The organism is Streptomyces sp. NPDC002306, from assembly GCF_053593435.1.
Genome location: NZ_JBSFCK010000002.1, coordinates 112,381 through 139,340, shown reverse-complemented (window position 1 = coordinate 139,340; position 26,960 = coordinate 112,381). Strand labels below are relative to the sequence as shown.

14 protein-coding genes, 1 tRNA gene and 1 pseudogene are annotated in these 26,960 nt (G+C 72.0%); 13 read left to right on the top strand and 3 right to left on the bottom strand.

Features of this window, described 5'->3' with window-relative positions:
- The first annotated feature begins 10 nt into the window (after window positions 1-10).
- From ACWCQK_RS05015 to ACWCQK_RS04975, 9 genes are all read left to right on the top strand, one after another.
- Window positions 11-619, top strand: coding sequence for a small secreted protein (locus ACWCQK_RS05015; RefSeq protein WP_451152015.1), 609 nt, complete (start codon window positions 11-13; stop codon window positions 617-619).
- A 252-nt stretch (window positions 620-871) separates the two neighbouring features.
- A complete protein-coding gene (locus tag ACWCQK_RS05010) occupies window positions 872-2,389 on the top strand; it encodes a DUF7059 domain-containing protein (protein WP_451152014.1) in 1,518 nt (505 codons plus the stop codon).
- 306 nt (window positions 2,390-2,695) lie between these two features.
- Window positions 2,696-5,038: a protein kinase domain-containing protein gene (locus tag ACWCQK_RS05005; RefSeq protein WP_451152013.1), complete on the top strand. Its 2,343-nt coding sequence runs from the start codon at window positions 2,696-2,698 to the stop codon at window positions 5,036-5,038.
- Window positions 5,039-5,160: 122 nt separating this feature from the next.
- A complete protein-coding gene (locus ACWCQK_RS05000; protein WP_451152011.1) occupies window positions 5,161-5,358 on the top strand; it encodes a hypothetical protein in 198 nt (65 codons plus the stop codon).
- Between the two features lie 246 nt (window positions 5,359-5,604).
- Window positions 5,605-8,448, top strand: a complete 2,844-nt coding sequence (topA, locus tag ACWCQK_RS04995) for a type I DNA topoisomerase (RefSeq protein WP_451152010.1) — start codon at window positions 5,605-5,607, stop codon at window positions 8,446-8,448.
- A gap of 166 nt (window positions 8,449-8,614) precedes the next feature.
- Window positions 8,615-12,031, top strand: a complete 3,417-nt coding sequence (tmk, locus tag ACWCQK_RS04990; RefSeq protein WP_451152009.1) for a dTMP kinase — start codon at window positions 8,615-8,617, stop codon at window positions 12,029-12,031.
- Window positions 12,032-12,266: 235 nt separating this feature from the next.
- Complete coding sequence (locus ACWCQK_RS04985; protein WP_451152008.1) at window positions 12,267-13,472, top strand: DNA polymerase III subunit delta'; 1,206 nt, start codon at window positions 12,267-12,269, stop codon at window positions 13,470-13,472.
- Window positions 13,473-13,614: 142 nt separating this feature from the next.
- On the top strand, window positions 13,615-15,255 hold the full coding sequence (locus tag ACWCQK_RS04980) for an alpha/beta hydrolase (protein ID WP_451152006.1): 1,641 nt from the start codon (window positions 13,615-13,617) through the stop codon (window positions 15,253-15,255).
- 107 nt (window positions 15,256-15,362) lie between these two features.
- Window positions 15,363-15,436, top strand: a tRNA-Thr gene (locus ACWCQK_RS04975).
- A gap of 276 nt (window positions 15,437-15,712) precedes the next feature.
- Here the strand turns inward: ACWCQK_RS04975 and ACWCQK_RS04970 are convergent.
- Window positions 15,713-17,887: an ATP-binding protein gene (locus tag ACWCQK_RS04970; protein ID WP_451152950.1), complete on the bottom strand. Its 2,175-nt coding sequence runs from the start codon at window positions 17,885-17,887 to the stop codon at window positions 15,713-15,715.
- 99 nt (window positions 17,888-17,986) lie between these two features.
- A pseudogene (locus tag ACWCQK_RS04965) lies at window positions 17,987-18,271 on the bottom strand (helix-turn-helix domain-containing protein); the annotation flags it as partial.
- Between the two features lie 230 nt (window positions 18,272-18,501).
- Between ACWCQK_RS04965 and ACWCQK_RS04960 the strand changes: the two are divergent.
- The 4 genes from ACWCQK_RS04960 to ACWCQK_RS04945 all read left to right on the top strand — a co-directional run bounded on the left by ACWCQK_RS04960 (window position 18,502) and on the right by ACWCQK_RS04945 (window position 25,247).
- Complete coding sequence (locus ACWCQK_RS04960) at window positions 18,502-19,218, top strand: L,D-transpeptidase (protein WP_451152004.1); 717 nt, start codon at window positions 18,502-18,504, stop codon at window positions 19,216-19,218.
- 599 nt (window positions 19,219-19,817) lie between these two features.
- Window positions 19,818-20,114 (top strand): hypothetical protein, encoded by a 297-nt coding sequence (locus ACWCQK_RS04955; protein WP_451152002.1) that lies wholly within the window; start codon window positions 19,818-19,820, stop codon window positions 20,112-20,114.
- A gap of 309 nt (window positions 20,115-20,423) precedes the next feature.
- The gene (locus ACWCQK_RS04950) at window positions 20,424-21,320 is read left to right on the top strand and encodes a glycosyltransferase family 2 protein (protein ID WP_451152000.1); all 897 of its coding nucleotides are present in this window, start codon (window positions 20,424-20,426) and stop codon (window positions 21,318-21,320) included.
- Window positions 21,321-21,785: 465 nt separating this feature from the next.
- On the top strand, window positions 21,786-25,247 hold the full coding sequence (locus tag ACWCQK_RS04945) for a BTAD domain-containing putative transcriptional regulator (RefSeq protein ID WP_451152948.1): 3,462 nt from the start codon (window positions 21,786-21,788) through the stop codon (window positions 25,245-25,247).
- 9 nt (window positions 25,248-25,256) lie between these two features.
- On the opposite strand, the gene ACWCQK_RS04940 is transcribed toward ACWCQK_RS04945, so the two are convergent.
- Window positions 25,257-26,951 carry a bifunctional 3'-5' exonuclease/DNA polymerase gene (locus tag ACWCQK_RS04940; RefSeq protein ID WP_451151999.1) on the bottom strand — a complete coding sequence of 565 codons (1,695 nt, stop codon included), beginning with the start codon at window positions 26,949-26,951 and terminating at the stop codon, window positions 25,257-25,259.
- Window positions 26,952-26,960: the final 9 nt, after the last annotated feature.

The following is a 26,960-nucleotide window of genomic DNA, read 5'->3' as shown; positions in this document are numbered from 1 at the left end:
GCCGAGAGCCATGGAAGGGACCAAACCGGTGAACAAGAAGCTCGCGGCCGCGCTGTCCGGCGGTGCGGTACTGGCGATGGCGCTGTCGGGATGCAGCAGTGACGACGGCGGCGGCAGCAGCGAGAAGCTGAGCGCCTGGGCCAAGCAGGTCTGCGACGCCGTACAGCCGCAGGCCAAGAAGATCGAGGCCGCCAACGCCGCCATCCAGAAGCAGACTTCGGACAGCAGCGCGCCGGAGGACGTCCAGAAGACCGACTCCCAGGCCTTCCAGGACATGTCGGACGCCTACAAGGCGATCGGTGGCGCGGTCGACAAGGCGGGCCCGCCGGACACCGGTGACGCCAAGAACGACGAGAAGAGGCAGCAGGACGCGGTCAAGGAGCTCGACGGCATCGCCGCGTCGTACGCCTCCCTGAAGAAGCAGGTCGACGCGCTCGACACGAAGAACCAGGCCAAGTTCGCGGACGGTCTCAAGGACGTCGCCACCGAGCTCGACAAGCTGAGCAAGAGCGGGAACGGCGCCCTGAAGACCCTGGAGGAGGGTGACGTCGGCAGGGCCATGGGCGAGCAGGCGAGCTGCAAGGCGGCGGCCTCCTCGGCGCCCGCCACGACGGGCTGACCCCCCCGGCCACCGCAACCCCGTACGACCCCGGAAGCCCCCGTACGCGCGCGTGCGGGGGCTTCGGCGCGTGCACCCGCGGTGTGGCCGCTCCCGCGGTGTGGGCGTCGCCACGGATGAGTGGACGGGGGCGGGGGGCGAGTGGCGGGGCACGGGGGACGAGTGGACGGGATGGGGGACGAGGACGCGCGGATGCGCGGGTGTGTGGCCGGACGCGACCGCGATGTCGGTGCGAGCGGCCACAATGGGGGCGTGAGCGATTCCCCCCTCAGCCCCCTGCCCTCGGCCGACCGCCCCGACGTCGCCGCCCGGCTGCGCGACGCCCTGCTCGACGCCTCCTTCACCGCCGACGGACTGCTCGAACTGCTCGGCGCCCCCGCGTACGCGGCGCTGGCGCGCAGTGAGACCGTCCCCGCGCTCCGGGCGACCCGCGGGGACACGCCCCTGGAGACGCTCGTCCGACTGTTCCTGCTGCAACAGCCCGTGCCGCACGCGCGCGTGGCGGGCTTCCTGCCCGTCGACGCGTGTCTGGAGAGCGGCTGGCTGACGCGGGCGGGTGACGAGGTCGCCGCGACCGTGGACGTACGGCCGTACGGCGGACCCGACGGCGAGGACTGGTTCATCGTGTCCGACCTGGGGTGCGCCGTCGGCGGCGCGGGCGGCATCGGCAGCCGGGACGAGGGCGTAGTGCTCGGCGTCGGCGGCGCCTCCACGACCCTCGCCGGCATCACCGTCCGCACGCCCGTCTCCGCCGCGCTCGACCTCGGCACCGGCTCCGGGATCCAGGCGCTGCACGCCTCCCGGCACGCCACCCGCGTGACGGCGACCGACCTCAACCCGCGCGCGCTGCACATCACCGCCCTCACGCTCGCGCTGTCCGGCGCACCGGCCGCCGACCTGCGCGAAGGGTCGCTGTTCGAGCCGGTCCGGGACGACGAGACGTACGACCTGATCGTGTCGAACCCGCCGTTCGTGATCTCGCCGGGTGCCCGGCTGACCTACCGCGACGGCGGGATGGGCGGGGACGATCTGTGCCGCACGCTCGTTCAGCAGTCGGGACAGCGGCTGAACGAGGGCGGGTTCGCGCAGTTCCTCGCCAACTGGCAGCACGTGGAGGGGGAGGACTGGCAGGACCGGCTGCGGTCCTGGGTGCCGCGCGGGTGCGACGCCTGGATCGTGCAGCGTGAGGTGCAGGACGTCACGCAGTACGCCGAGCTGTGGCTCAGGGACGCGGGCGACCACCGGGGCGACACGGCCGAGTACCAGGCGCGCTACGACGCGTGGCTGGACGAGTTCGAGGCACGCAAGGTGAAGGCCGTCGGCTTCGGGTGGATCACCCTGCGCAGGACGGCGGCCGCCGAGCCCTCCGTCACCGTGGAGGAGTGGCCGCACCCCGTCGAACAGCCGCTCGGTGACACGATCCGGGCGCACTTCGACCGCCTCGCCTACCTGCGGGGTCACGACGACGCGGCGCTGCTCGCCGGTCACTTCAGGCTCGCCGCCGAGATCGTCCAGGAGCAGGTCGGGCTGCCCGGCGCCGAGGACCCGGAGCACGTGGTGCTGCGGCAGCACCGCGGCATGCGCCGGGCCACCAAGGTGGACACGGTCGGCGCGGGCTTCGCGGGCGTGTGCGACGGCTCGCTGACCGCGGGCCGCATCCTCGACGCCATCGCGCAACTGGTCGGCGAGGATCCGGTGTTGCTGCGCGACCGTACGCCGGCGCAGATCCGCCTGCTGGTGGAGCAGGGATTCCTCGAACCGACTCGGTGATCCGGTGCCTCGGTGATCCGCTGCCTCGGTGGCCCGGTGGCCCGGTGGCCCGGTGGCCCGGTGGCCCGGTGGCCCGGTGGCCCGGTGGCCCGGTGGCCCGGTGGCCCGGTGGCCCGGTGCGCTGCTGACCCGGCGTGCGGCCCGTCCGTGTGACACGCCTGGGGCGTGAGCGCACCTCTGGGGCCCGCGTGTCCGGTCTGGCGGGATTGATCCGGTAAAGGCCTCCTGTCAGTGGCAGGTGCGAAGCTACCTTCGAGGGACAGGTCCACGCGTTCTCGGGGGGCGCGCTGTCCCGGGGGAGGCGTGATGGCGGGGGAGACGCCGGAGCAGGGTGCGGGCAGGGTCATCAACGGCCGGTATCGGCTGTCGCGGGCGCTCGGCGCGGGCGGCATGGGCCGTGTCTGGCGGGCGTACGACGAGGAGTTGGCCTGCGACGTCGCGATGAAGGAGATCGCGTTCCCGGATGTGCCGATGGACGCGACCGAGCCCGCGCAGCGCATCGCCCGGGCCCGCAGCGAGGCCCGGCACGCGGCACGGCTGCGCGGCCATCCGCACGTGGCGACGGTGCACGACGTGGTGGTGCACGAGGGGCTGCCGTGGATCGTCATGGAGTACGTGCCGGACGCCGTCGACCTCCAGGCGGTCGTGCGCGGTTCGGGGCCACTGCCGCCCGCGCAGGTGGCCCGCATCGGACTCGCCGTCCTCGACGCGCTCACCGCCGGACACCGCATCGGCATCCTGCACCGCGACGTGAAACCGGCCAACATCCTCCTGGCGCCGGACGCTTCGGGCGACGCCTACGCGCGCGTGCTGCTCACCGACTACGGCATCGCCCTGCAGCCCGAGTCCCGTGAGCCCCGGCTGACCTCCACCGCCGGCATCCTCGGCACGCCGGGCTACCTCGCCCCCGAGCGGGCCCGTGGCGAGCCGCCCACGCCGGCCGCCGACCTGTTCTCCCTGGGCGCCACGCTGTACGCCGCGGTCGAGGGCCGCGGCCCCTTCGACCGCCACGGCGAGTACGCGACCCTGACGGCCCTGCTCGGCGAGGAGCCCGCCCCGCCGGCGCATGCCGGTGAACTGGCCCCCGTGCTTCAGGGGTTGCTGGTCAAGGACCCGGTGCGCCGGTCGGCGCCCGAGGCGGTCGCCCGAGGACTGGAGCGGGTGGTGCAGAGCGCGGAAGCCGTGGCGGGGCCGGGCCGGCCGGCGGGGTCCGCGCAGGCCGGGTTCGGTCCGCCGCCGCCGGGTTTCGGCCCGGCGCCGGGTACACCGCACACACCGGGTGTCCCGCAGGCTCCCGGCACGCCTTCGTCGCCGGCCGCGCCCGCCACACCGCACACCCCGCCCGGCGGTCCCGGACTGCCCGTGGCGGGCGGTCCGTTCACCCCGGGAGGCGTCGGCCCGGCCACGCCCGGTGGGACGCCCGGCCGGCCCGCGTACGACGCCTGGCCGCCGCCGGCCCCGCAGCACGCCGCCGACTCCGGCAACCCGTACGCGCACGGCGGCTCCGCGAGCGGCCCCCCGTACGGGAACGGGCCGTACGCGGGCGGTGGCGGGCAGGCGCCGTACGGAAGCGGCGGCACGCCGACGCCCTACGGCGGTGGTGGCGCCCCGCCCCCCTCTTCGGGCAACGGCACACCGACGTACGGGGGAGGCGCCGGTCCCGCGGCCTTCGGTGCCGGGGGTCACGGCACCCCCGGCGGGCCGCCTCCCGGCGGCATGAACGCGGGTCCGCGGCCGTCCGGGGGCAAGCGGCGGGCGGCCGTGGTCGCGCTCGTGGTGGCCGTCGTCCTCGTCGTCGCGGGGGGTGCCTGGGCGGCCGTCTCGCTGATCGGCGGCGACGGGGACGACGGCAAGGGCGGTGTCGCGGCGAAGAAGTCGCCCGCGGCGAGCGCGTCGCAGGGTTCGCCGTCACCGACCGGGCCCGTGTATCCCTACGGGGACGTGGTCGGGCTCACCGAGCCGCTGGAGACCGGGGACTGCGTCAAGGCGGTGTGGTCGGGGACGCCGTTCGAATCGGTGCCCAACCTGGGTGTGGTGGACTGCGCCGAGGACTGGCCGGACGGGCAGGTCGTGGCGGTCGACACGGCGACCGACTACGCCGACGCCAGCGGGCAGGGCGCCAAGCGGTGCGAGAGCCAGAGCCGCGCGGTCGTCGCCGCGCTGCCGGACGCGGGCGGATACGCCGTCGTCCCCACGAAGGCGGGCTTCGCCGCGGCGGAGAGTGGTACGGCATGTCTCGTCCTCGGCCGCCACGCGGCGATCGGCGGGGAGGTGGGCAGCTTCCGCGACGCGGGCACGGATCTGTGGATCGGTCAGATGAGCGTGGCCGACTGCTGGATCTACGAGGACCTGGACGACGACGGATACAAGGCCCTGCTCACCGACTGCGCCAAAGCGCATACGGATCAGGTGATCGGAAGCATTCGGGCGCCCGCCGGAATGAGCTACAAGAAGGCCGTCGACAACGCGACCAAGCTCTGCGGCAACAAGTTCGAATCGGCCTGGGCGCCGGGGGCGACGCGCAGGGTGTTCGGCTGGATCACCAGTGAGGACGACTGGACCGCCGGGTTCGACAGGGTGGTGTGCACGGTGGGCCGTGCCGACAACGCGAAGACGACCGGAAAGATACCCTTGCCCGGTTCGGTCTGAGGCCGCCGGGGGTCCCGGCGCGTCGGCCCGGCGTTCACCCGGGGTTCGCCCGCGCGCCGCCCGCGCGTGCCAGCCTGCGGGGGTCGACCCGTCGTGGACGGCAGAAAAGGGGCGCGGCAGCCATGGAGAGCGGACCGGCGATCTTCACCGGAGCGGTGTTCGCCCTGTTCGGAACCGCGTTGCTGGTGTGGACCGCGACCCGTGTCAGGCGCCGTGAACCCGTCGCCCTCGGTGTGAACCCGGTCGCATCGGCGGCCCTCGCGAGCGTCGCGGGAGTGGTCGCGCTGGTCCTCGCCGCATGGTGTCTCGCCCGCGCCTGATACCTGTCCCGCCACCTTCCCGCCAGTAACTGAGAAGTCACACTCCGGATGGGCCCGGAAGGGCTGGTCGACGGTCCGGGCGGCAGGAATGGCGGTAGTCGGGTTACCGTTCGAGTGGCCGTTGCGGGCTTTTCCCGTTTGACACGGGGGCGGGATGTACCGTCACACTCCGCAGCGTCACCATGACCCGACCCCGGGACGAAGGCCTGGGGAGGCTCCCAGCGTCGACCGGAGAGAAGAGCGAAGTTGTCCCCGACCAGCGAGACCGCACACGGCGGCCGCCGACTCGTCATCGTCGAGTCGCCTGCCAAGGCGAAGACGATCAAGGGCTATCTCGGCCCCGGCTACGTCGTCGAAGCGAGCGTCGGGCACATCCGCGACCTCCCCAACGGCGCCGCGGAGGTGCCCGAGAAGTACACCGGTGAGGTCCGCCGCCTCGGTGTGGACGTCGAACACGACTTCCAGCCGATCTATGTGGTCAACGCCGACAAGAAGGCTCAGGTCAAGAAGCTCAAGGACCTGCTGAAGGACTCGGACGAACTCTTCCTCGCCACCGATGAGGACCGCGAGGGCGAGGCCATCGCGTGGCACCTCCTGGAGGTGCTGAAGCCCAAGGTCCCGGTCAAGCGGATGGTGTTCCACGAGATCACCAAGGACGCGATCCGGGCGGCCGTGGCCAACCCCCGCGACCTCAACCAGCGCATGGTCGACGCCCAGGAGACCCGCCGCATCCTCGACCGCCTCTACGGCTACGAGGTGTCGCCGGTCCTGTGGAAGAAGGTTATGCCGCGCCTGTCGGCAGGCCGGGTCCAGTCCGTCGCCACCCGGCTCGTGGTGGAGCGGGAACGCGAGCGCATCGCCTTCCGTTCCGCCGAGTACTGGGACCTGACGGGCACCTTCGCGACCGGTCGCTCGGGAGACGCGTCGGACCCGTCGTCGCTGGTCGCCCGCCTCCAGAGCGTCGACGGCAAGCGGGTCGCGCAGGGTCGCGACTTCGACTCCCTGGGGCAGCCCAAGAGCGCGAACATCCTGCACCTCGACGAGTCGAACGCCCGCGCCCTGGCCGCGGCCCTGGAGAACACCCGGTTCGCCGTCCGGTCCGTCGAGTCCAAGCCGTATCGCCGCTCGCCGTACGCCCCGTTCCGTACGACGACGCTTCAGCAGGAGGCGAGCCGCAAGCTCGGCTTCGGCGCCAAGGCCACGATGCAGGTCGCGCAGAAGCTGTACGAGAACGGCTACATCACGTACATGCGTACGGACTCCACCACGCTGAGCGACACGGCGATCACCGCCGCCCGCGCCCAGGTCACGCAGCTGTACGGAGCCGACTACCTGCCGGCCCAGCCGCGCACGTACGCCGGGAAGGTCAAGAACGCGCAGGAGGCGCACGAGGCGATCCGCCCTTCGGGTGATCGTTTCCGCACGCCCGCCGAGACCGGTCTGACCGGCGACCAGTTCAAGCTCTACGAGCTGATCTGGAAGCGGACCGTCGCCTCCCAGATGAAGGACGCGGTCGGTAACTCCGTCACGGTGAAGATCGCCGGCGCGGCCGCCGACGGCCGGGACGTTGAGTTCAGCGCGTCCGGCAAGACGATCACCTTCCACGGCTTCCTGAAGGCGTACGTCGAAGGCGCCGACGACCCGAACGCCGAGCTCGACGACCGCGAGCGCCGCCTGCCCCAGGTCGCCGAGGGCGACGCGCTCACGGCCGAGGAGATCACGGTCGACGGGCACGCCACCAAGCCCCCGGCCCGCTACACCGAGGCCAGCCTGGTCAAGGAGCTCGAAGAGCGCGAGATCGGCCGCCCGTCGACGTACGCGTCGATCATCGGCACGATCCTCGACCGGGGCTACGTCTTCAAGAAGGGCACGGCACTCGTGCCGTCGTTCCTCTCCTTCGCCGTGGTCAACCTGCTGGAGAAGCACTTCGGGCGGCTCGTCGACTACGACTTCACCGCCAAGATGGAGGACGACCTCGACCGCATCGCGCGCGGTGAGGCGCAGGCCGTGCCGTGGCTGAGGCGGTTCTACTTCGGCGAGGGCGAGGCGACCGGCGCCGCCGAGGCGGGCAACGGCGACGGGGACCACCTCGGTGGCCTCAAGGAGCTGGTGACCGACCTGGGCGCGATCGACGCGCGCGAGGTGTCGTCGTTCCCCGTGGGCAGCGACATCGTGCTGCGGGTCGGCCGCTACGGCCCGTACGTCGAGCGCGGTGAGAAGGACGCCGAGAACCACCAGCGCGCCGACGTGCCGGAGGACCTGGCCCCGGACGAGCTCTCCGTCGAGTTCGCGGAGGAACTGCTCGCCAAGCCGAGCGGCGACTTCGAGCTGGGCGCGGACCCGGAGTCCGGCCACCAGATCATCGCCAGGGACGGCCGCTACGGCCCGTACGTCACCGAGGTGCTTCCCGAGGGCACCCCGAAGACCGGCAAGAACGCGGTCAAGCCGCGCACGGCCTCCCTCTTCAAGTCGATGTCGCTGGACACGGTGACCCTTCAGGACGCGCTCAAGCTGATGTCGCTCCCGCGCGTCGTCGGCGCCGACGCGGAGGGCGTGGAGATCACCGCGCAGAACGGCCGCTACGGCCCGTACCTGAAGAAGGGCACGGACTCGCGCTCCCTCCAGACCGAGGACCAGCTCTTCACGATCACGCTGGAGGAGGCGCAGGCGATCTACGCCCAGCCCAAGCAGCGTGGCCGCGCGGCCGCCAAGCCGCCGCTGAAGGAACTGGGCGTGGACCCGGTCAGCGAGCAGCCGGTCGTCGTCAAGGACGGTCGCTTCGGGCCGTACGTCACCGACGGGGAGACCAACGCGACCCTGCGCTCCGGCGACAGCGTCGAGGAGATCACCCCGGAGCGCGGCTTCGAACTGCTCGCCGAGAAGCGGGCCAAGGCGCCCGCCAAGAAGACGGCGAAGAAGGCGCCCGCCAAGAAGGCCCCGGCCAAGAAGGCGGCCGCCACGAAGACGGCCGCCAAGAAGACCACGGCGGCCAAGAAGACGACGGCCGCGAAGAAGACGACCGCCAAGACGACCGCCGCGAAGAAGACGGCCGCGAAGGCGACGGCTTCGAAGGCGACCACGGAGGACTGAGCGAGGCGGAGCGCGGCCGAGAGGCCGCCGAGGGTCGCCGAGAGCGACCTCGCTTCCTTCACCGCGGACACGCGAGACGCACGCCCCGGCATCACTTTGGTGTCGGGGCGTGCGTACGTCCGGGCGCGCGCCCCAGGCTGTCGGTGGCTGCCGATAGGCTGAAAGCATGACGCGAGCCGAGCAGCCAACGGCCAACCACCCGGCCCCGGACGACGCCCTGGTGGCGGACTCCCGCGAGCGCGCGGTCCGCGCCCTGCTGCGCCAGCCGCAGCTCAAGCGGCTGTGGAGCGCCCAACTCGTGGGAGGCGTGGGCGACATCCTCGCCCTCCTGGTGCTGGTCGTCCTGGCCCTCCAGACCGCTGTCGCCGAGGGATCGTTCGGCGGTGGTTACCGAGGCGTGGCCTTCGCGGTGGCGGCCGTCTTCGGGGCGCGCATCCTGGCGACGCTGCTCTTCGGCGCCGTCCTCCTCGGTCCGCTCACCTCGCTGACCTCACAGGAGGGCCCGCTCGACCGCCGCTGGACGATGGTCGGCGCCGACGGTCTGCGGGCCGCGCTGCTGCTCGTGGCGCCGCTGTGGATCGACTGGACACCGGACGACGCACTCGCGCTCCTTCTGGTCACCGTGTTCGTGACCGGGGTCGCCGAGCGATTCTGGACGGTGTGCCGCGAGAGCGCGGCACCCGCACTGCTGCCCGTCCCGCCCCTGGAGGGCGCGACGGTACGGCCGCTGCCGGACCACATGGACGCCCTGCGCCGCCTGTCGCTGCGTACGAGCTTCGTCGCGATCCCCCTCGCGGCCGCCGCGCTGGCCGCCGCGGCCCTGGTCAACAATCTGCTGGGTGCCGGTATCGACTGGTTCGCCCAGCACCAGGCGGCCCTCGGTTCGTACGTCGCCGCGGGCCTGTTCGCCGCGTCCCTGTCGGTGGTGACCTTCCTCGAACTGCCCGGCGTGCGCACCCCGCGCGCGCGGTCGCCGCTGGAGGGCCTGCGCCGGCCCAGGACCGCGGCGGGAGTCGACACCGGCCGTACGGGCGCGATCCCGCTGCTGGTGCTCGCCTGCGCCGCCGTCGCCGCGGCGGTCGCCGCCGCCGTCGCCGTGTCGGTGCTGCACGCCAAGGACCTGGGCGGCGGCCCCGTGCTGTACGGGCTGCTGGTGCTCGCGCTGACCGGCGGGGTCGTGGTCGGCATCCGGACCGCTCCGGCCGTCCTGCCGACGCTCTCCCGGCGCCGCCTGCTGGCCCTGGCGATCGCCTTCACCGGCGTGGCACTGCTGGCCGCCGGGCTCGTCCCGGACGTCACCAGCGTGTTGCTGATCCTCGCGCTGGCCGGGGTCGGCGCGGGGGTGGCCGCCAACACCGGGCACGCCCTGCTGGACCAGGAGGCCGAGGACCACCGGCGGGCGCGGACGACCGAGCACCTGCAGGCGGTCGTACGGGTCTTCGTGGCGCTCGGCGCGCTGCTCGCCCCGCTGGTCGCCGCGCTCATCGGGCCGCACCGGCTGGAGAACGGCAAGTTCGTGTTCGCGCACGGCGGGGCCGCCTTCACCCTGATGCTGGTCGGCGCGCTGCTGCTGCCGGTGGCCGCGCTGGTGCTCGCCAAGGTCGACGACCGCTCCGGCGTCCCGCTGCGGCACGACCTGCGGGACGCGCTGCTCGGTGGCGACGACCCGGTGCAGACGCCCGCGACCGGCGGTTTCTTCATCGCGCTGGAGGGCGGCGACGGCGCCGGCAAGTCCACCCAGGCCGAGGCGCTCGCCGACTGGGTCCGGGCCAAGGGGCACGAGGTCGTGCTCACGCGCGAGCCGGGGGCCACGCCCGTGGGCAAGCGGCTGCGGTCGATCCTGCTGGACGTGTCGTCGGCCGGGCTGTCGCACCGCGCGGAGGCGCTGCTGTACGCGGCGGACCGTGCCGAACACGTCGACACCGTCGTACGGCCCGCGCTGGAGCGCGGCGCGGTGGTGATCTCGGACCGGTACATCGACTCGTCGGTGGCGTATCAGGGGGCGGGCCGTGATCTGTCCCCGACCGAGATCGCGCGGATCTCGCGCTGGGCGACGAACGGGCTGGTGCCCCATCTGACGGTCCTGCTGGACGTGTCGCCGGAGGCGGCCCGCGAGCGGTTCACGGAGGCGCCGGACCGGCTGGAGTCGGAGCCGGCCGAGTTCCACGCGCGCGTGCGGTCCGGGTTCCTGGCGCTGGCCGCCGCCGACCCCGGGCGGTACCTGGTCGTCGACGCCGGGCAGGAGCCCGAGGCGGTGACCACGGTCGTCCGGCACCGGCTCGACCAGATGCTGCCGCTGTCCGAGGCCGAGGTGAAGGCCGCCGAGGAGGCCCGCAAGGCCGCCGAGGAAGAGGCCCGCCGCAAGGCCGAGGAAGAGGCCGCCCGCAAGGCCGAGGAGGAACGCCTCGAGCGCGAGCGCCAGGAGCAGCTGGCACGGCTGCGCGCCGAGGAGGAGGAGCGCAAGCAGCGCGAGCTGGAGGAGGCGCAGCGGCGCGAGGCCGAACGGCAGGCGGAGGAGGCCCGGCTGCGGGCCGAGGAAGCACGTCGGCGGGCCGAGGAGGAGCGGGTCAGGCTCCTCGCCGAGGAGAAGGCCCGGGCCGAGGAGGAGACGCGGCGCAGGGCCGAGGAGGAGCGACGGCGCAAGCAGGCCGAGGAGGAGGCCCGGCTGCACGCCGAGGCCGAGGAACGACGCCTGGAGAAGCAGCGCAAGGCCGAGGAAGCCCTGATGCGGGCCGAGCAGGCACGCCGGGCCGCCGAGCAGGCCACGGCCGCCGCGCAGGCCGGTCCGCGGCCGGCGTCGCCGTCGGCGGCCGCCGTGACGCCGGAGGCGGCGACCGTGCCGACACCGGTGGTGTCGCCGTCGCCGAAGAACGCGTCGGGCGGGGCGGACGAGACGGCGGTACTGCCGAGGGTCGACGACCGGGCCCCCGACAGGGACCGGACCCAGGATCGGGATCAGGCGCAGGACCGGGACAGCGACCGGGAGCGCGACGGGGACGACCCGCGGGCATCCGGTGTCCGGTGGGCCTCCGACGACCAGCGGTCCTCTCAGGATCAGGGGTCCTCTCAGGCTCAGCGGTCCGCTGAGGCGCAGCGGTCTTCCGGCGATCAGCGGTCGGCCGGTGCGCGGTCCGCCGCCGGGTCCGACTCGGAGGTGACGACCCAGCTGCCGCAGCCGTCGGCGCCGTCCGGCGCGGCCGACGAGACGGCCGTACTGCCGCCCGTGGCCTCCCGGGCCGCGGACGAGACCGCGGTGCTGCCGCCCGTCGTTCTCGGCGCGGCGGACGAGACGGCCGTGCTGCCTCCCGTGCGCGACGAGGACCCCGCGGACCGTGTGCCCTCCGGGTTCTTCCGCGACGAGCCGACGGCGCCGCGGGCCACGGACCGCTCCGACGACCGTACGCGGGAGCTGCCGCAGGTCGACGAGGAAGGCGCGCCGCGCAGGCGGCCCCGGTCCGACTGGGCCGAGGAGACGCCGTTGGACGACCTGCCGACGCTGGCGGACGAGCTGCTCGGATCGCGCGAGGACGAGGACGAGGGGTACGGCGAGGAGCGGGGCCGCAGGCGCGGCCGGGGCCGCTGAGCCCGGCCCGCACGGGGCGCCTCGGCGGCAGGCGCCCTGTCGGCGGCGCGGTGCCGTCGGCGGCCGCCCCCTCGGCGGTCGCTGCCCCGCGGCCGACGACCGCGTTGCCAGTGGTTCCGCACACAGTTGCCAGTGGCCCTGCGCACGGTTGTCAGTAGCTCTGCGCACAGTTGTCAGTGGCTCCGCGCACAATGGATCCCGCACCTCGAAACGTGACGAAAGGGCGGCGTGACCCATGACCGTGTGGGACGACCTCGTCGGGCAGGAGAAGGTCAGCGAACAGCTGGCCGCCGCTGCCCGGGACGCCGACGCCCTCGTCACGGCGGTCGCCACCGCCGCGCCGAGGCCCGAGGGGTCCAAGATGACCCACGCGTGGCTGTTCACCGGGCCGCCCGGAGCGGGCCGGACCCAGACGGCGCGCGCCTTCGCCGCCGCGTTGCAGTGCGTCAGCCCCGACCGCGCGCTCGGCGGAGCCCCCGGCTGCGGGTTCTGCGACGGATGTCACACCGCGCTCGTCGGCACCCATGCCGACGTGAGCACGGTCGCCGCGGTGGGCGCGGAGATCCTGGTGAAGGACATGCGGGACACGGTCCGCAAATCGTTCACGTCGCCGGCGAACGGCCGCTGGCAGGTGATCCTCGTCGAGGACGCCGAGCGGTTGAACGAGAAATCGGGCAACGCCGTCCTCAAGGCGGTGGAGGAGCCGGCGCCGCGCACGGTCTGGCTGCTGTGCGCGCCCTCGCTGGAAGACGTCCTGCCGACCATCCGCTCCCGCTGCCGCCACCTGAACCTGCGGACACCCTCCGTCGACGCCGTCGCCGACATGCTCGTACGCCGTGAGGGCGTCGAGCCCGGCATCGCCGCCGCCGCGGCCCGCGCCACGCAGGGACACGTCGACCGGGCCAGGCGCCTGGCCTCCGATCCGGCCGCGCGCGAGCGCCGGGCGGCCGTGCTGAAGCTGCCGCTGCGGGTCGAGGACGTCGGCGGCTGTCTCCGGGCCGCCCAGGAACTCGTCGACGCGGCCGCCGAGGACGCCAAGCAGCTCGCCGAGGAGATGGACGACAAGGAGACGGAGGAGCTGAAAACGGCACTGGGCGCGGTCCAGGGCGGCCGGATGCCACGCGGCACGGCGGGCGTCATGAAGGATCTCGAGGACATGCAGAAGCGCCGCCGTACGCGGACGCAGCGCGACAGCCTCGACCTCGCGCTCACCGACCTCACGGGCTTCTACCGCGACGTCCTCGCCCTCCAGCTCGGCTCCCGCATAGCCCTCGCCAACGTGGACGCCGAGGACAGCCTGGAGCGTCTGGCCCGTGGCAGCGGTCCGGAGGCCACCCTGCGCCGGATCGAGGCGATCAACGCCTGCCGCGACGCCCTCGACCGGAACGTGTCCCCGCTGCTGGCGGTGGAGGCGATGACGATGGCACTGAGAGCGGGCTGAACGGGGTCATCCCCGAGCGGTGATCGGCGTACGGGGCCGGCGCGCGGAGATCACCCATCACCGCAGGTTGACGGCATAACTCGTACGAGCCACATCGCGTACGCAGCGCACTCGGGCCGTCGCACAGGGTTAGGCTCGCTTGATGTACATCAGGCGCGCCCTCCGCCCGACCGGCCGAAACCCCCGGCACCGTTACCCCCGGCGCCGTTCCGGAGTCACCGGCACCGTCACGATCCGTACCGTCGGCTCCCTGCTCGCCGTCGGGGCCCTGCTCGTCTCCGCGTGCTCCGCCGGGGGCGCGACGAGTTCCGGGACCGCGGCGGCGCAGGCGGCGCTCGCCGCACTGCCCCGTGCCACCCCCTCCGCGCTCAAGTCGTACTACGACCAGAAGCTGAACTGGCGCACCTGCGGCGTCCCCGGCTTCGAGTGCGCCACGATGAAGGCGCCGCTCGACTACGACCGTCCCGGCGCCGGCGACGTACGGCTGGCCGTCGCCCGCAAGAAGGCCACGGGGCCGGGCAAGCGGCTGGGCTCCCTGCTGGTGAACCCGGGCGGACCGGGCGGCTCGGCGGTCGGCTACCTCCAGCAGTACGCCGGTATCGGCTACCCGGCCGAGGTCCGCGCCCGCTACGACATGGTCGCCGTAGACCCGCGCGGGGTGGCCCGCAGTGAGCCGGTCGAGTGCCTCGACGGGCGGCAGATGGACGCGTACGCGCAGACGGACGTCACGCCGGACGACCAGCGGGAGGTCGACGGACTCGTCGACGCGTACAAGAAGTTCGCGGAGGGCTGCGGCCGGGACTCCCCGAACCTGCTCCGCCATGTCTCCACCGTCGAGGCGGCCCGGGACATGGACATCCTGCGGGCGGTGCTCGGCGACCAGAAGCTGAACTATGTGGGGGCTTCGTACGGGACGCTGCTCGGGGCGACGTACGCAGGCCTGTACCCGAAGCGGGTGGGCCGGTTCGTCCTGGACGGCGCGCTCGATCCGTCGCTCTCCGCCCGGCGGACCAACCTCGACCAGACGGCGGGCTTCGAGACGGCCTTCAAGTCCTTCGCGAAGGACTGCGTGCGGCACAGCGACTGCCCGCTGGGTGATCGGAACACGACGCCCGAGCAGGTCGGCGACAACCTGAAGGCGTTCTTCCAGAAGCTCGACGCCCACCCCATCCCCACCGGCGACGCGGACGGCCGCAAGCTCGGCGAGGCTCTCGGTACCACCGGCGTGATCGCCGCGATGTACGACGAGGGTGCCTGGCCGCAGCTGCGCGAGGCGCTGAACTCGGCGATGAAGAAGAACGACGGCGCGGGCCTGCTCGCCCTCTCCGACAGCTACTACGAGCGGGACGCCGACGGCGGCTACACGAACCTGATGTTCGCCAACGCGGCGGTGAACTGCCTGGACCTGCCCGCGGCGTTCTCCTCCCCAGACCAGGTGAAGGAGTCCCTGCCCGTCTTCGAGAAGGCCTCCCCGGTCTTCGGCGAGAGCTTCGCCTGGTCGTCCCTGAACTGCGCGTACTGGCCGGTGAAGGCCACGGGTGAGCCGCACCTCATCCAGGCGCAGGGCGCGGCGCCGATCGTCGTCGTCGGAACGACCCGCGACCCGGCGACCCCGTACCGCTGGGCCCAGTCCCTGGCGGCCCAGCTCTCCTCGGCGCGCCTGCTCACCTACGACGGCGACGGCCACACCGCCTACGGCCGCGGCAGCACCTGCATCGACTCCGCCATCAACACCTACCTCCTGCGCGGCACGCCTCCGGCCGAGGGAAAACGCTGCTCATAGCGCAGGTCACCGCCCCCGCAGACCCCGCTCCGGGGGCGGTACGAAGCACCCCTCGAAACTGTGTAGACTTACCGACGTTGCTGATCGCACCATGGTGCGTGCAGCGCGCCGCCTTAGCTCAGATGGCCAGAGCAACGCACTCGTAATGCGTAGGTCTCGGGTTCGAATCCCGAAGGCGGCTCAGTCAAACCCCAGGTCACAGTGCCCGTGACTTGGGGTTTTCTGTTGCTCGGGGGCAGGACGCGTCACGCTACCGGGATGCCGTGACTGTGCTTGCGTGAGCGGAGGGGTGGGGTGGGAAGGCCCTGCGACGTGAGGGAGCACGCTCTGGTAGACGTTCCGCGTGATCCGGGCCACGTTCTCGCTGACCTGACAGGTCAGACGATCCTCGACGGGGCCACTGGCCGACGACCAGCGCTGCTCTCCCGATCTTCACACCAGGTCGTGACCAGCAACTTCATGATGCACACCACTCATTGTCCCGGAATGCCTTCTCCAATGCGAAGCGCAGCCCAAGGCGTTGACCTTCCTGGTATGCGTGTGTGTATTCGATTTCCCCTAGTGTCCTACGAGCGTTCCGGAGACCGCGTTCGTGGTGGACGGTCAGGCGGGCGAAGCCGAAGAGGCGAGGAACGCCAGACGGGTGCCACACGCGGTTCACGGCCCCCAGCAGGACCGCCGCTGAGCGTGCGTCGCCGTAGGAGGAGAGCACCCAAGCCAGGGTCTCGCTCAGAGTCGCCTCCCCCATGTGTTCGTCGATCTCCCTGGCCTGTCGGAGCGCACGGTGGAGGAGTTGCAGTGCAACCTTCGGCCGTCCTGCTTCGCCGTGGTCGACGGCAAGGGCCCATAGCAGGTAGCACCGGTGCCATACGTTTCCTTGAGCCTCGGACATCGCCAGTGCCTGTTCAAGCAGGGCAGTGGAGCGAGAGTGGTCGCCCTCGATGACGGCGGAGAAGCCGAGTTGAGCGATGCACTGCTGTTGTGTCAGCAACGAGGCAGACCATTGCCCGGTTGCCAGGGCGGACCGTGCGTACCTTGCCGAGGTCTCCGTGTCCTCGGTGACCAGCGCGGCCAGGCTGCGCAGCTGGAGAAACGCGGCAGTGATTTCGGCTCTGGTCGCCTCGTGCGCCGAGCGGTCCGCGGTGCCGGACGCGATGGGCATGTCGGCCAGGGCTTGTTCGCTCCGGTTGATCATCTCGTGGGTGCTGTGGTGTTCTCCGTGCAGGAGGAGCAGAAAGCCAGCCACCCATGCGGCCTGGCACCATGTGGCGGTGGCCTCGATGGAGGGGGGTTGTGGGTGTTGTTCGAGCATCTTCCGCATCCAGTGTGCGCCCTCTCCCACGTTGGCCGACGTCAGACAGTGCAGCCAGAGGCCGAGGGACGCGCGCAGTACGGTCTCCGCCGGCTCACCGGTTGGCGGCGGTGCGGGGACGATCTGCCGCAGGTTGGGGTGCTCGGCACGCAGACGACGCAGCCAGTCGGCCTGTCCGGGCGAGCCGTAAGCGATCCCCGCCTGTGCGGCGAGGTTGAGATAGTACGCACGGTGGCGACGCAGGGCGGGTTGCGCGCGACCGCTCTCCGTGAGGCGTTCCTGCCCGTAGGCGCGAACGGTTTCGAGCATGTGCAGACGGGTTTGACCGCCCGTTTCGACGCTGGTGAGAAGTGACTTGTCCACGAGCCCGGCCAGGGCTTCGAATGCGTCATCGGTTGCGGCGGCATCGGGGAATCCGTCTTTTCCGGCGCGCGTGCAGAGCTGTTCGGCATCGGTCAGCAACACTCCGCCGGAACACAGCGACAGCTGTTGCCAGGCCGTCCGCTCGGCCTCAGTGCACAATTCGTAGCTCCAGTCGAAGAGTGTACGCAGCGCCTGGTGGCGAGGGTGCGCTGTGCGGTCGCCGCCGCCGGGGCCGAGGAGACGGAAGCGTCGGTCGAGTCGTTCCACAAGTTGGTCGAGGGTCAGTGTGCGCAGTCGTCTCGCGGCGATCTCCAAGGCGAGGGGCAGGCCGTCCAGCTTCTGGCACACACGGGCGACGGTGTGTTGGTTCGCCGCGGTGGTGCGAAAACCGGGGGAAGCGGCCTCGGCCCGGTCGGTGAAGAGGGCCACGGCCGGAGAGGCCACGGGGTCCTCCTCCAGGGCACATGTGTCGTGCCGGTGCCCGTTCGCCCAGGTGGGCAGGCCCAACGGTTTCACCTGCAACACATGCTCGGCACCGACATCGAGGGGCTGCCGGCTGGTGGCGAGGATGCGTAGCTCCGGCAGGAGTGCGAGCAAACCACGGGCAGTGTGAGCACATCCGTCCAGTACGTGCTCACAGTTGTCCAGCAGAAGCAGGACACTGCGACCCCGTAGCGCCACGCTAAGCGCGTGCAAGGGGTCTTGGCCCGCCTTGGCATGCACGCCTATGGCGGAGGCGACCGCCTCGGCGACGGCGTGGTTGCTGCCGAGGTCGGTCAGCTCCGCGCAGTACGTACCGTCTGTGAATCGGCCGGCCACCTCATGGACGATTCGCCTGGCCAAACGAGTTTTACCCACGCCGCCGATCCCGACCAGTGTGACCAGCCGGTTCCGCCCCAGCAACTCGTCGGCGGCAGCCAGCTCAGGTTCACGGCCCACGAAACTGTTGGCTTCCATATGGCCGAAGTCATGTGGAACGGCGCGGGCAGCCTTCCGCTGCGTCCCAAGCCCGTACAGGTCACGCCGCACGCGCTCCCAGCGCTCTTCCCACCGATGTGGATCCCCGCCGCAGGCACGGACGTAGGCCTGGAGTACTTCTCGGGTGGGAAGCCGATGCCCAGCGGCGGCCTGAGACAGGGTACTGGCAGCGAAATGGGACTCATCGGCCATCTCCATGTAGGTGAGTCCGGCCCTTTCACGCAGAGCGCGCAGCTCTAGCGCGAAGCCTTCCAGCGGACCCGCCTGTGGATCGAGCGGTTGCTCCCGTCGCCCCGGCCTGCCTGCCAATTCGTGCAACCTCCCCGGACGTCCGGTTGATTGGTTGATTAGGTCCGCTTCCACAGAGTGGTGAACAACCCTCGCCGTCCCCGATGCTCAAGTGCAGTCGCCCGGCCGACAGCAGACCGTCAGGCCGCCGTCGGCGGCTTTCACCAACTGGATTCCAGAAAGCCGACCGTTTGCGTGCTGACGGCATCGTCGACCGCCACACCTGGGCCGCACTGATCCGCCGCTGAACCCCTCTCCAACCCGCTCTCACGGAACCGATTCCGTACACGAAAGGAAGCAAACCCATGCGTACCTCCGTGCAGAACCGACGCATTGTCTCCACGGCCGTCTTGTCCGCCCTTCTCGCAGTCGGCGTCACAGCGACCGAGGCACCAACCGCCCTTGCCCATCCCGCCACGACGACTGCGGCGGTATCTCAGGCCTCCTCGCTGACCGTCAAGGCTGGTCGGCCTGGCGTCGACCCGACAGCGGTCCAACTGCGGCCGACCGCACACGGTTACGCGGCGAATGCCCGCGGCATTTCCCCAGGAGGAAGTGGTGCCGTCTTCCTGAAGTTCGACAAGAACCCGAACGATGTGACCTCGGCCAGGCTCTACGTCATGCGAGGCAACCGGGTGGTCGCCAGCTACCGCGCCGGATCGGGCGTCAACAAGAAGGTGTGTACGACAGGGAAGGGCTGGCTGCCCAACGCCACTTACACCATCGGCCTGCACTCCCGGACCTACGACGGCCAACTCATCAAGGGCTACGCGATCCGACTGGCCGACAAACGCTGCAACAACAACGGCACCACCGGCCGCAAGCGGACAGAGCTGTTCATTCACAGCGAGATGACCAGGACCGGAGGTCAGGGCGTCGGGGAGCGTCGGAAGTGGACCGAGCGCAACCCGAACGACTTTTATTCCAACGGCTGCATCAAGCTGCGCCCCAACGACATCAAGAGCATGTTCCGGCTGCTCGACCAGATCGGCTGGCCGCAGTCGCTGAAGGTCGTCAACTAGACCCCACCGTGGCCTGCTGATCCGGCCCCCGCGCCGGAAGCGGAGGTATCCGCCACCACGGCGGACCAGGCCCGGAACGCTCCGTAAAAAGAAAATGCCCCGCGCCCGCGGATACGTCCGGGGGTACGGGGCCTGAGTGAGGCGTTTTCCGAAGTGGGGTGTTCACGAGCGGGGTTGGCCTGTGCTGTAGGGAGCAGGGTGAAGATCGCTCACCGTCCGCAGCGTGATCGTTCCCCACGGTGCAAGACCGCTTGGCCGACCACGAACGAGGTGGCCATCTCTGCGTTGAACTCGATCACTTGTTGTCCTGCGCGGCAATTGGGCGGAGCCCCCGGTGCCGATGCTGGAGCCTTGGTGGTCGATGGACTGGGCATCGCCTCAGGACTCACTCGCCGTGAACTGGGGCTTTTGTTTTTTGCCGGAAGCGGGTGTGCGGCAGGATCTTCATGGTGCTGGGCAGGGCGGATCTACCGCCTGACCGTCGGGCGGTCCTGCGAACCGCCCCGTCCGGTCCGGCATGGGATGCCCGACCGCGCGCCTGGAGTGCCTCTTTTGGATCTTCGTCTCCAGGGTCCCGAGGGAGCGACACAGTGCGCGCCGTGGGCATATTCGATTGGTTCGACTGGATCTTTCTCGGCCTGGTCGCCTTGCAGGTTCTTGGCCTCGTCCCCATCATCCGCCGACTGCGCGGACTCGACCCCGCGGTGCGCTTCACGGCGCGCCTCGACCTGCTGGACGCCGTCGGTTGGCTGCTGGCCGTCGGCGGCTTCCTTCTCAGTTCTGTGGCGGCGGATTCTTGGCTCTGGCTCAGCCTGGCCGGCCTCGCGCTCATGGGTGTCGGCTACGCCGTGAAGGGCGTTCAGCTGCTCCGCGCCCGCCACCGCTCCGCAGCCTGATCCGGAAGGCGGGCTCAAGCGGGGGCAGTCTCAGTCGCAGTCTCATTCGGTGCTCGGTCCAGCACTGTGCACCGGGGTCCGCGCCGCCCATTTTCTGACCCGTCGTGCCCCGGGCCAGGGTCTCGGTCGGGAGCCTGAGCTGTTCTCGGAGCCGCCGGGTTGCGCGGCGGGCAAGTGCTCGCTTTCGCCAGGTGCGCGGAAAATCGCCGCAAACGGGGCGCAAAGTGAAGGGGAGTCGGGGGAACCGTCGGACCTGAGGCAACATCTTGGTGAACGACAGGCGTCGTCGTGGGCCGGATGGGGTGAGGGATGTCGGTGGAGCCGAGAATCGCGGTCGCGGTGGTGACCATGGGGAACCGGCCCGCCGAAGTCGACGCCCTGCTGGGGTCGGTGGCCAAGCAGGATCTCGCGCCCGCCCGCATCGTGATCGTCGGCAACGGCTCCCCGCTTCCCGAGTTCGCCCGCCGGCTGTCGTTGCCGGGTGAGGTCACCGTCGTGGAGGAGGACGAGAACCTCGGCTGCCCGGGCGGCCGCAATGTCGCCCTGGCCCGGCTGCGGGAGTTCGCGGACGTGGACGTCGTGGTCGAACTCGACGACGACGGGCTGCTGGTCGACTCCGACGTGCTGCGCCGCGTACGGGACCTGTACGCGGCCGATCCCCGCCTGGGCGTGGTCGGGTTCCGTATCGCCGACGAGCACGGCGAGACGCAACGCCGGCACGTGCCGCGGGCCGGGGCCGCCGACCCGATGCGGGGCGGGTACGTGACCGGGTTCCTCGGGGGCGCGCATGCCCTGAGCATGGCGATGCTGGCGGAGACCGGTGACTGGCCCGCCGCGTTCTTCTTCGCGCACGAGGAGACCGATCTCGCCTGGCGGGCCGCCGACGCCGGCTGGAAGATCCTCTACGCACCCGAACTCCTGCTCCAGCACCCGAAGACCTCGCCCGCCCGGCACGCCATCTACTACCGGGTCACGGCCCGCAACCGGGTGTGGCTGGTGCGGCGGCGGTTGCCGCTGCCGCTCATCCCCGTTCACCTGGGGGTGTGGATCGTCGTCACGCTCCTGCGGACCCGGTCGCTCGGCGGGCTGCGGGCCTGGTTCGGCGGCTTCGTGGAGGGCCTGCGTGAGCCTGCCGGGGAACGCCGGCCCATGCGCTGGCGGACCGTGTGGCGACTGACTCGACTGGGGCGACCGCCGGTTGTCTGAGGGCCCGCCGCCGCCATCGGTCACCTGAGGACCTGGGGCGCGGACGCCGTCGGGGGTCGCACGCGGGCGCGGACGAGGGCCCCGGTCGTTCACCTCCGACGACCGAGGCCCTGCGCGCCCTCGGACCGGGCCGCGGCGGCGACACTCCCCCGAGTTGCGCGTCTTGACGCGCGCACCGTCGAGGCCAGATCCGACGTAAAGATCACATCAGGCCTTGCCAACAGATCGCTAACATGTGGCCAACGGTCTACTTCGTTGCCGCTGCTCGACTGGCTTGAACTCGCCTTGCGGCTGCGCGATGCCACTGCTGCCTCGGCGGAGTCCGCCGGGTTCCGGCAGAGCGACCGTCAGGGACAGGGGTGGCCAGAATCCACCATGAAGTGACGAGAATCCGCCAATCACGGCAGGGTTCCGTCGGAGAGCGCGCGGTCGGGTGGGGCGCGCGGGAAGGCAGTGGGCGGCGTGATGCGGTGCGCGCTGCGGTTCGGACTGTTGGGGCCGCCGGTTCTGTACGACGCGGGGGAGCCCGCGACGGACCAGGTAGCCGGGGACGTTCCCGGCGCCGGGGCCCCCGTTCACGCCCGCGACGGAGTGCGCACCGTCGGCAGTCCCAAGGTGCGGTCCCTGCTGGCCGCGCTGCTGCTGGAAGGCGGCCGAGTCGTCCCCGTCGAGTCGCTCAAGGACATCCTGTGGGCAGGCGCGCCGCCCGCCTCCGCCCAGGCCTCGCTGCACAATCACGTGACCCGGCTACGTCGACTGCTCGACACCCCGGAGCGGCTGCGCGCGGTGCCGCCCGGCTATCTGCTGCGCGTCGAGCAGGGCGAGTTGGACATCCACGTCTTCGAGCGGCACGTCGCGGCGGCGCGCGGTGCGCATGCCGCGCGCGACTGGAGGCGAGTTCTGCGCGAGTGCGGGTCCGCGCTCACGCTGTGGAGGGGTACGCCGTTGAGCGGGCTGCCGTCCGAAGTGGGCGGGTACGCGTTCGTCCAGCGGCTCCAGGAAGCCCGGCTGCTCCTCCTGGACTGGCGCTACGACGCCGAGCTCGCCCTGGGCGGCTTCCGACTCTGCTCGCTCGTACCGGAGTTGGCGGCACTGTCCGCCGAGCATCCGTTGCGCGAGTCGTACCACCGCCAGCTGATGCTCGCCCTGCACCGCACCGGCCGACAGGCCGAGGCCCTCGCCGTCCACCGCGACCTGCGCACCCGCCTCGTCGAGGAACTCGGTGTCGAACCGGGACCAGGCGTGCGCGAGGCGCATGCGGAGGTGCTGCGAGGGGTGCCGGGGGAGGGCGCACGCGAAGGCGGTCTCGGTTCCATCGGTTCCATCAGCACCTTCGGTTCCCCTGGGTCTCCTGGTCCCCCTGCTTCCGGTGGATTCGGCGATTTCGGCGATTCCGGCGGTCGGGTGGCGGTGGCGTCGTCCGGCGGGTCCGATTTCGGCTCGGGCTCCGATGTCGGCTTCAGCTCTGGCTCGGGGGCCAACTCCGGCTCTGGTTCCGACGTCGGTCAGCGGGAGGCCTCCGCCGTCCCGCCCCTCTCTCCAGCGGCGAGCGCTTCCGCCGACGCGCCCCTCCGTCTTCCTCGTCCCGCGCAACTGCCCACCGCACCAGGACACTTCATCGGCCGTTCCGACGTCCTGCACGGCCTGCGCCGGACCTTGACCGCCGACGCTCCCGACGGCGACGGCGACGGCGACGGCGACGGCGACCGCGACCGCGACGGCACCCGTCCCCGTCCCCAGCCCGTCCCCCTCGCCGTCGTCAGTGGCATGGCCGGGGTCGGGAAGAGCGCCCTCGCGCTGCATGTCGCACACGGGCTGCGGGAACGTTTCCCCGACGGCCAGCTGTACATCAACCTGCACGGCGCCACGCCGGGCATGACGCCCCTCACCGCCGCCCAGGCCCTCGCCGCCCTGCTGCGCGACCTCGGCGCCGATCCCCGGCATGTACCCGAACACCCGGACGCCGCAGCCGCGTTGCTCCGCTCCCTCCTCGCCCCGACGCGCACGCTGATGGTGCTGGACGACGCCGGGAACGCCGGGCAGATTCGTCCGCTGCTGCCGGCCGGCACCGGCTGCGCGGTCATCGTGACCAGCCGTTCCCCGCTGACCGCCCTCGACGGCGCCCACCGCTTCCCGCTCACACCGCTCTCGGACGAGGACAGCGCGGCGCTGCTGCGCGCGGTGTCCGGCCGCGACGGCCTCGCCCCCGCCCACCCCCTCGTCGAACTCGCCGGCGGCCTCCCGCTGGCTCTGCGCGTCGTCGCCGCCCGGCTCGCCGCGCGCCGCGCCCTCACCCCCGACGTGCTCGCCGGTCAACTGGCCGCCACCGGACGGCTGCACCACCTGGAGTACGACGACCTGAGCGTCCGCCGCTCCCTCGCCGTCGCCCACGACGCGCTGGCCGCCTCGGAGCGCGAGACCGACCGGGACGCGGCCCTCGCGCTGCGCCGCGTCGGCGCGCTCGATCTGCCCACGTACGGCGCCCCCCTGATCGCCCGGCTCACCGGCACCGACGAGCGCCGCGCCGAGGCCGCCCTCGACCGTCTCGTGGAGGTGGCCCTGCTGGAAGAGACGGCATACGGCCGCTACGCCCCCCACGACTTGGTCCGCGACTACGCCCGCGAACTCGCCGAAACGGAGACCGACCAGGGGCCCGGGCACGGCCCCGGCCAAGGACCCGGGCGCGGCAACAGTCAGACGAAGGGTCCCGGGAACGGTCCCGTAAACGACCGCGCATCCACCACCGCCCTCCTCGTGACCGCCCTGCGCTGGTACGCCGCCGTCGCCGAGCGCCTGCTCACCGCGATCGTCGAGCCGGGCCACGACCAGGACGACCGCCGTCGGCCGACCGCGTCCCAGCCGTCCGGCCGGCCGGGGCCCACCGTGCCGCCCTTCGGCAGTCCCGAAGAGGCCTTCGCCTGGGGCGACCTGGAGCTGGAGAACATCGTCACGCTGGTGCGCCACCACACCGAGGACGCGGGGGAGGGCACGGTGGAGATCGCGGGGGACGACACCGAGGACACGGAGGACACCTCCCGCGTCGTCGCCCATCTCTCCGCCCTCCTCCGGCTCTTCCTCCCCTACGTCCAGCGCAGCGGCCGTCTCGTCGAGATGGAGGTGCTCGGGCGGGCCGCGCTCTCCGTGGCCCGGCGGCTCGGGGACGCGGCGGCCGAGGCCTACGCACTGGGTGATCTCGTCGCCCTGCACTTCCTGACCGGCCGCCAGCGCGAAGCCCTCGCCCTCAACGACCGCGCGCTGACGATCTGGCGTCGGCTGGAGAGGTCCTCCCGGACCCGGCGCTGCCTCAACAACCGGGGACTGCTGCTCGAAGGGCTCGGCCGCTACGAGGAGTCCGGTGCGGCGCTGCTGCGGAGCCTGGAGCACTCGCGGCAGCTGAACGACCCCCTCGGCGAGGCCGTCACCCACAGCCACCTCGGCAACCTGTACGAGCACACCGACCCGCGGGCCGCCATCGAGCAGCACCGGCGCTCCCTCGCCCTCGGGGACGAGATCGGCGCCGTCATCGTGCGGTACTCCGCGCACTGCAACATCGGCTTCGCCCATCTGACCCTCGGCGAACCGGCCGCCGCGCTGCCGCACTTCGAGGAGAGCCGGCGCATCCTCGGCGGCCACGGCGACTGGCACGGCGAGTCCCAGACCCGGCTCGGTCTGGTACGCACCCTGCGGCTGCTGGGCCGCGCCGAGCAGGCCGGCCGGGAGTGTGCCGAGTTGCTGCACCGCGCGGACGCCCGCGCCGACCGCTACACCGGCGGACTCGCCCGGCACCAGAACGGACTCCTGCTGCACGAGCGGGGGCGCGTCGGGGAGGCGTACGAGGAGTGGTGTGCGGCGCTCGCGGCGCTGGACGGGACGGACGAGAAGGCGGTCGTCGCGGAACTCACCGCACTGCTCTCCGCGCCCCGCTGATCCCGCCGCTCACTTCGCGTCCGCGTAACACTCCACCACCGCCGTCGTGAACGGAAACCGCACCGGCGTCTCACCGAACGTCAGCCGCCCCGCCAGGGCCGACGCCTCCCGGATCGCCGCGACGACCGTGTCGGCCTCCTCCGCCGGACAGTGCACGATCACCTCGTCGTGCTGGAAGAAGACCAGTTCGGCCGCCAGACCCGCGCAGGTCCGACGCAGGGCGGCGAGCAGCAGCAGGGTCCAGTCCGCCGCACTGCCCTGGACGACGAAGTTGCGGGCGAAGCGGCCACGGGCGCGGGCGTCGGTGGAGGCGTGACCGGGCATCCATCCCTGCTCCACGGGCTGCCCGGCCGGATCCTCCTGGGGCATCCCCGCTTCCTCCGCTCCGTCGTCTCCCGCCCCGGCCGCCGGCGGGCAGGTGCGCCCCAGCCAGGTCCGCACCAGCCGCCCTTCCTCCCCGGCCCGCGCCGCGTCGTCGACGTACGCCACCGCCTTGGGGAAGCGGCGTCTGAGGGCGGCGAGGTTCTTCAGCCCGTCGCCGGAGGTCTGGCCGTAGACCGCGCCGAGCACGGCCAGCTTGGCCTGGGCGCGGTCGCCGGAGAAGGCGCGGTCGGAGACCGCCTGGTACAGGTCGCTCTCCCGGCCGGCCACCTCCATCAGGCCGGGATCACGGGAGATCGCGGCGAGCACCCGCGGCTCCATCTGGTCGGCGTCGGCGACGACCAGCCGCCAGCCGGGTTCGGCCACCACGGCGCGCCGGATGACCTTGGGGATCTGCAAGGCGCCCCCGCCATTGGTCACCCAGCGTCCGGTGACCGTCCCGCCCGCGAGGAACTCGGGCCGGAACCGTCCGTCCCGCACCCAGTCCTGGAGCCAGGACCAGCCGTGCGCGACCCAGATCCGGTACAGCTTCTTGTACTCGACCAGCGGCTTCACCGCCGGGTGGTCGAGGGACTCGATCTCCCAGCGGCGGGTCGATCTGACCTTGATCCCGGCCTGGGCGAAGGCCTTGATCACATCGGCGGGCAGGTCGGGCCGCACCCGGCGGCCGAATGCGGCCGACACCTCGTCCGCGAGCTCGGCCAGGCGCCGGGGCTCACCCCCGCCGGTGTAGCGGTCGCCGAGCAGTTCGTGCAGCACCTCCCGGTGTATGTCCGCGCTCCACGGCAGCCCCGCGCGGTTCATCTCGGCGGCCACCAGCATCCCCGCGGACTCGGAAGCCGTCAGCAGCCGGAGCCGGTCGGGGTGGGCGGCCCTGTCGTGCCGCCGCTGCTGCTCGGCGTAGACCTCGACGAGGTCCGTCAGCGGCAGGCGGCGGGAGCCCTGCGGTTCGAACAGCGGGGACTGCGCGCCGGGTTCGGCGGAGCGCTGGGGCGGGTCCGGTGGTACCGGGCCGCCGCGCAGCCGGGCCAGCGCGGCGGACGCCGACCGGGGTTCGCCGGAGCGGCCCTCGTGGCCGAGGAGGAGCGTCTCCGCGTCCTCCATGTCGTAGCACCGCTCTACTCGCACCCCCGTGGCGAGCAGCCGCGGATAGACCTCGGCGGTGGAACGCCACACCCAGCGGGTGACGTCCGGTCGGCGGCGCACGGCCTCGGCGAGGTCCGGCTCCCGCAGCACCGGCCCGGCGGGCAGCCCGTCCGGACCGAGGGGGGCGACCTCCGCGCCACCGTCCTCGGCCGGAGCGAGCGCCCATCGGTCGGCCATGTCGAGAGT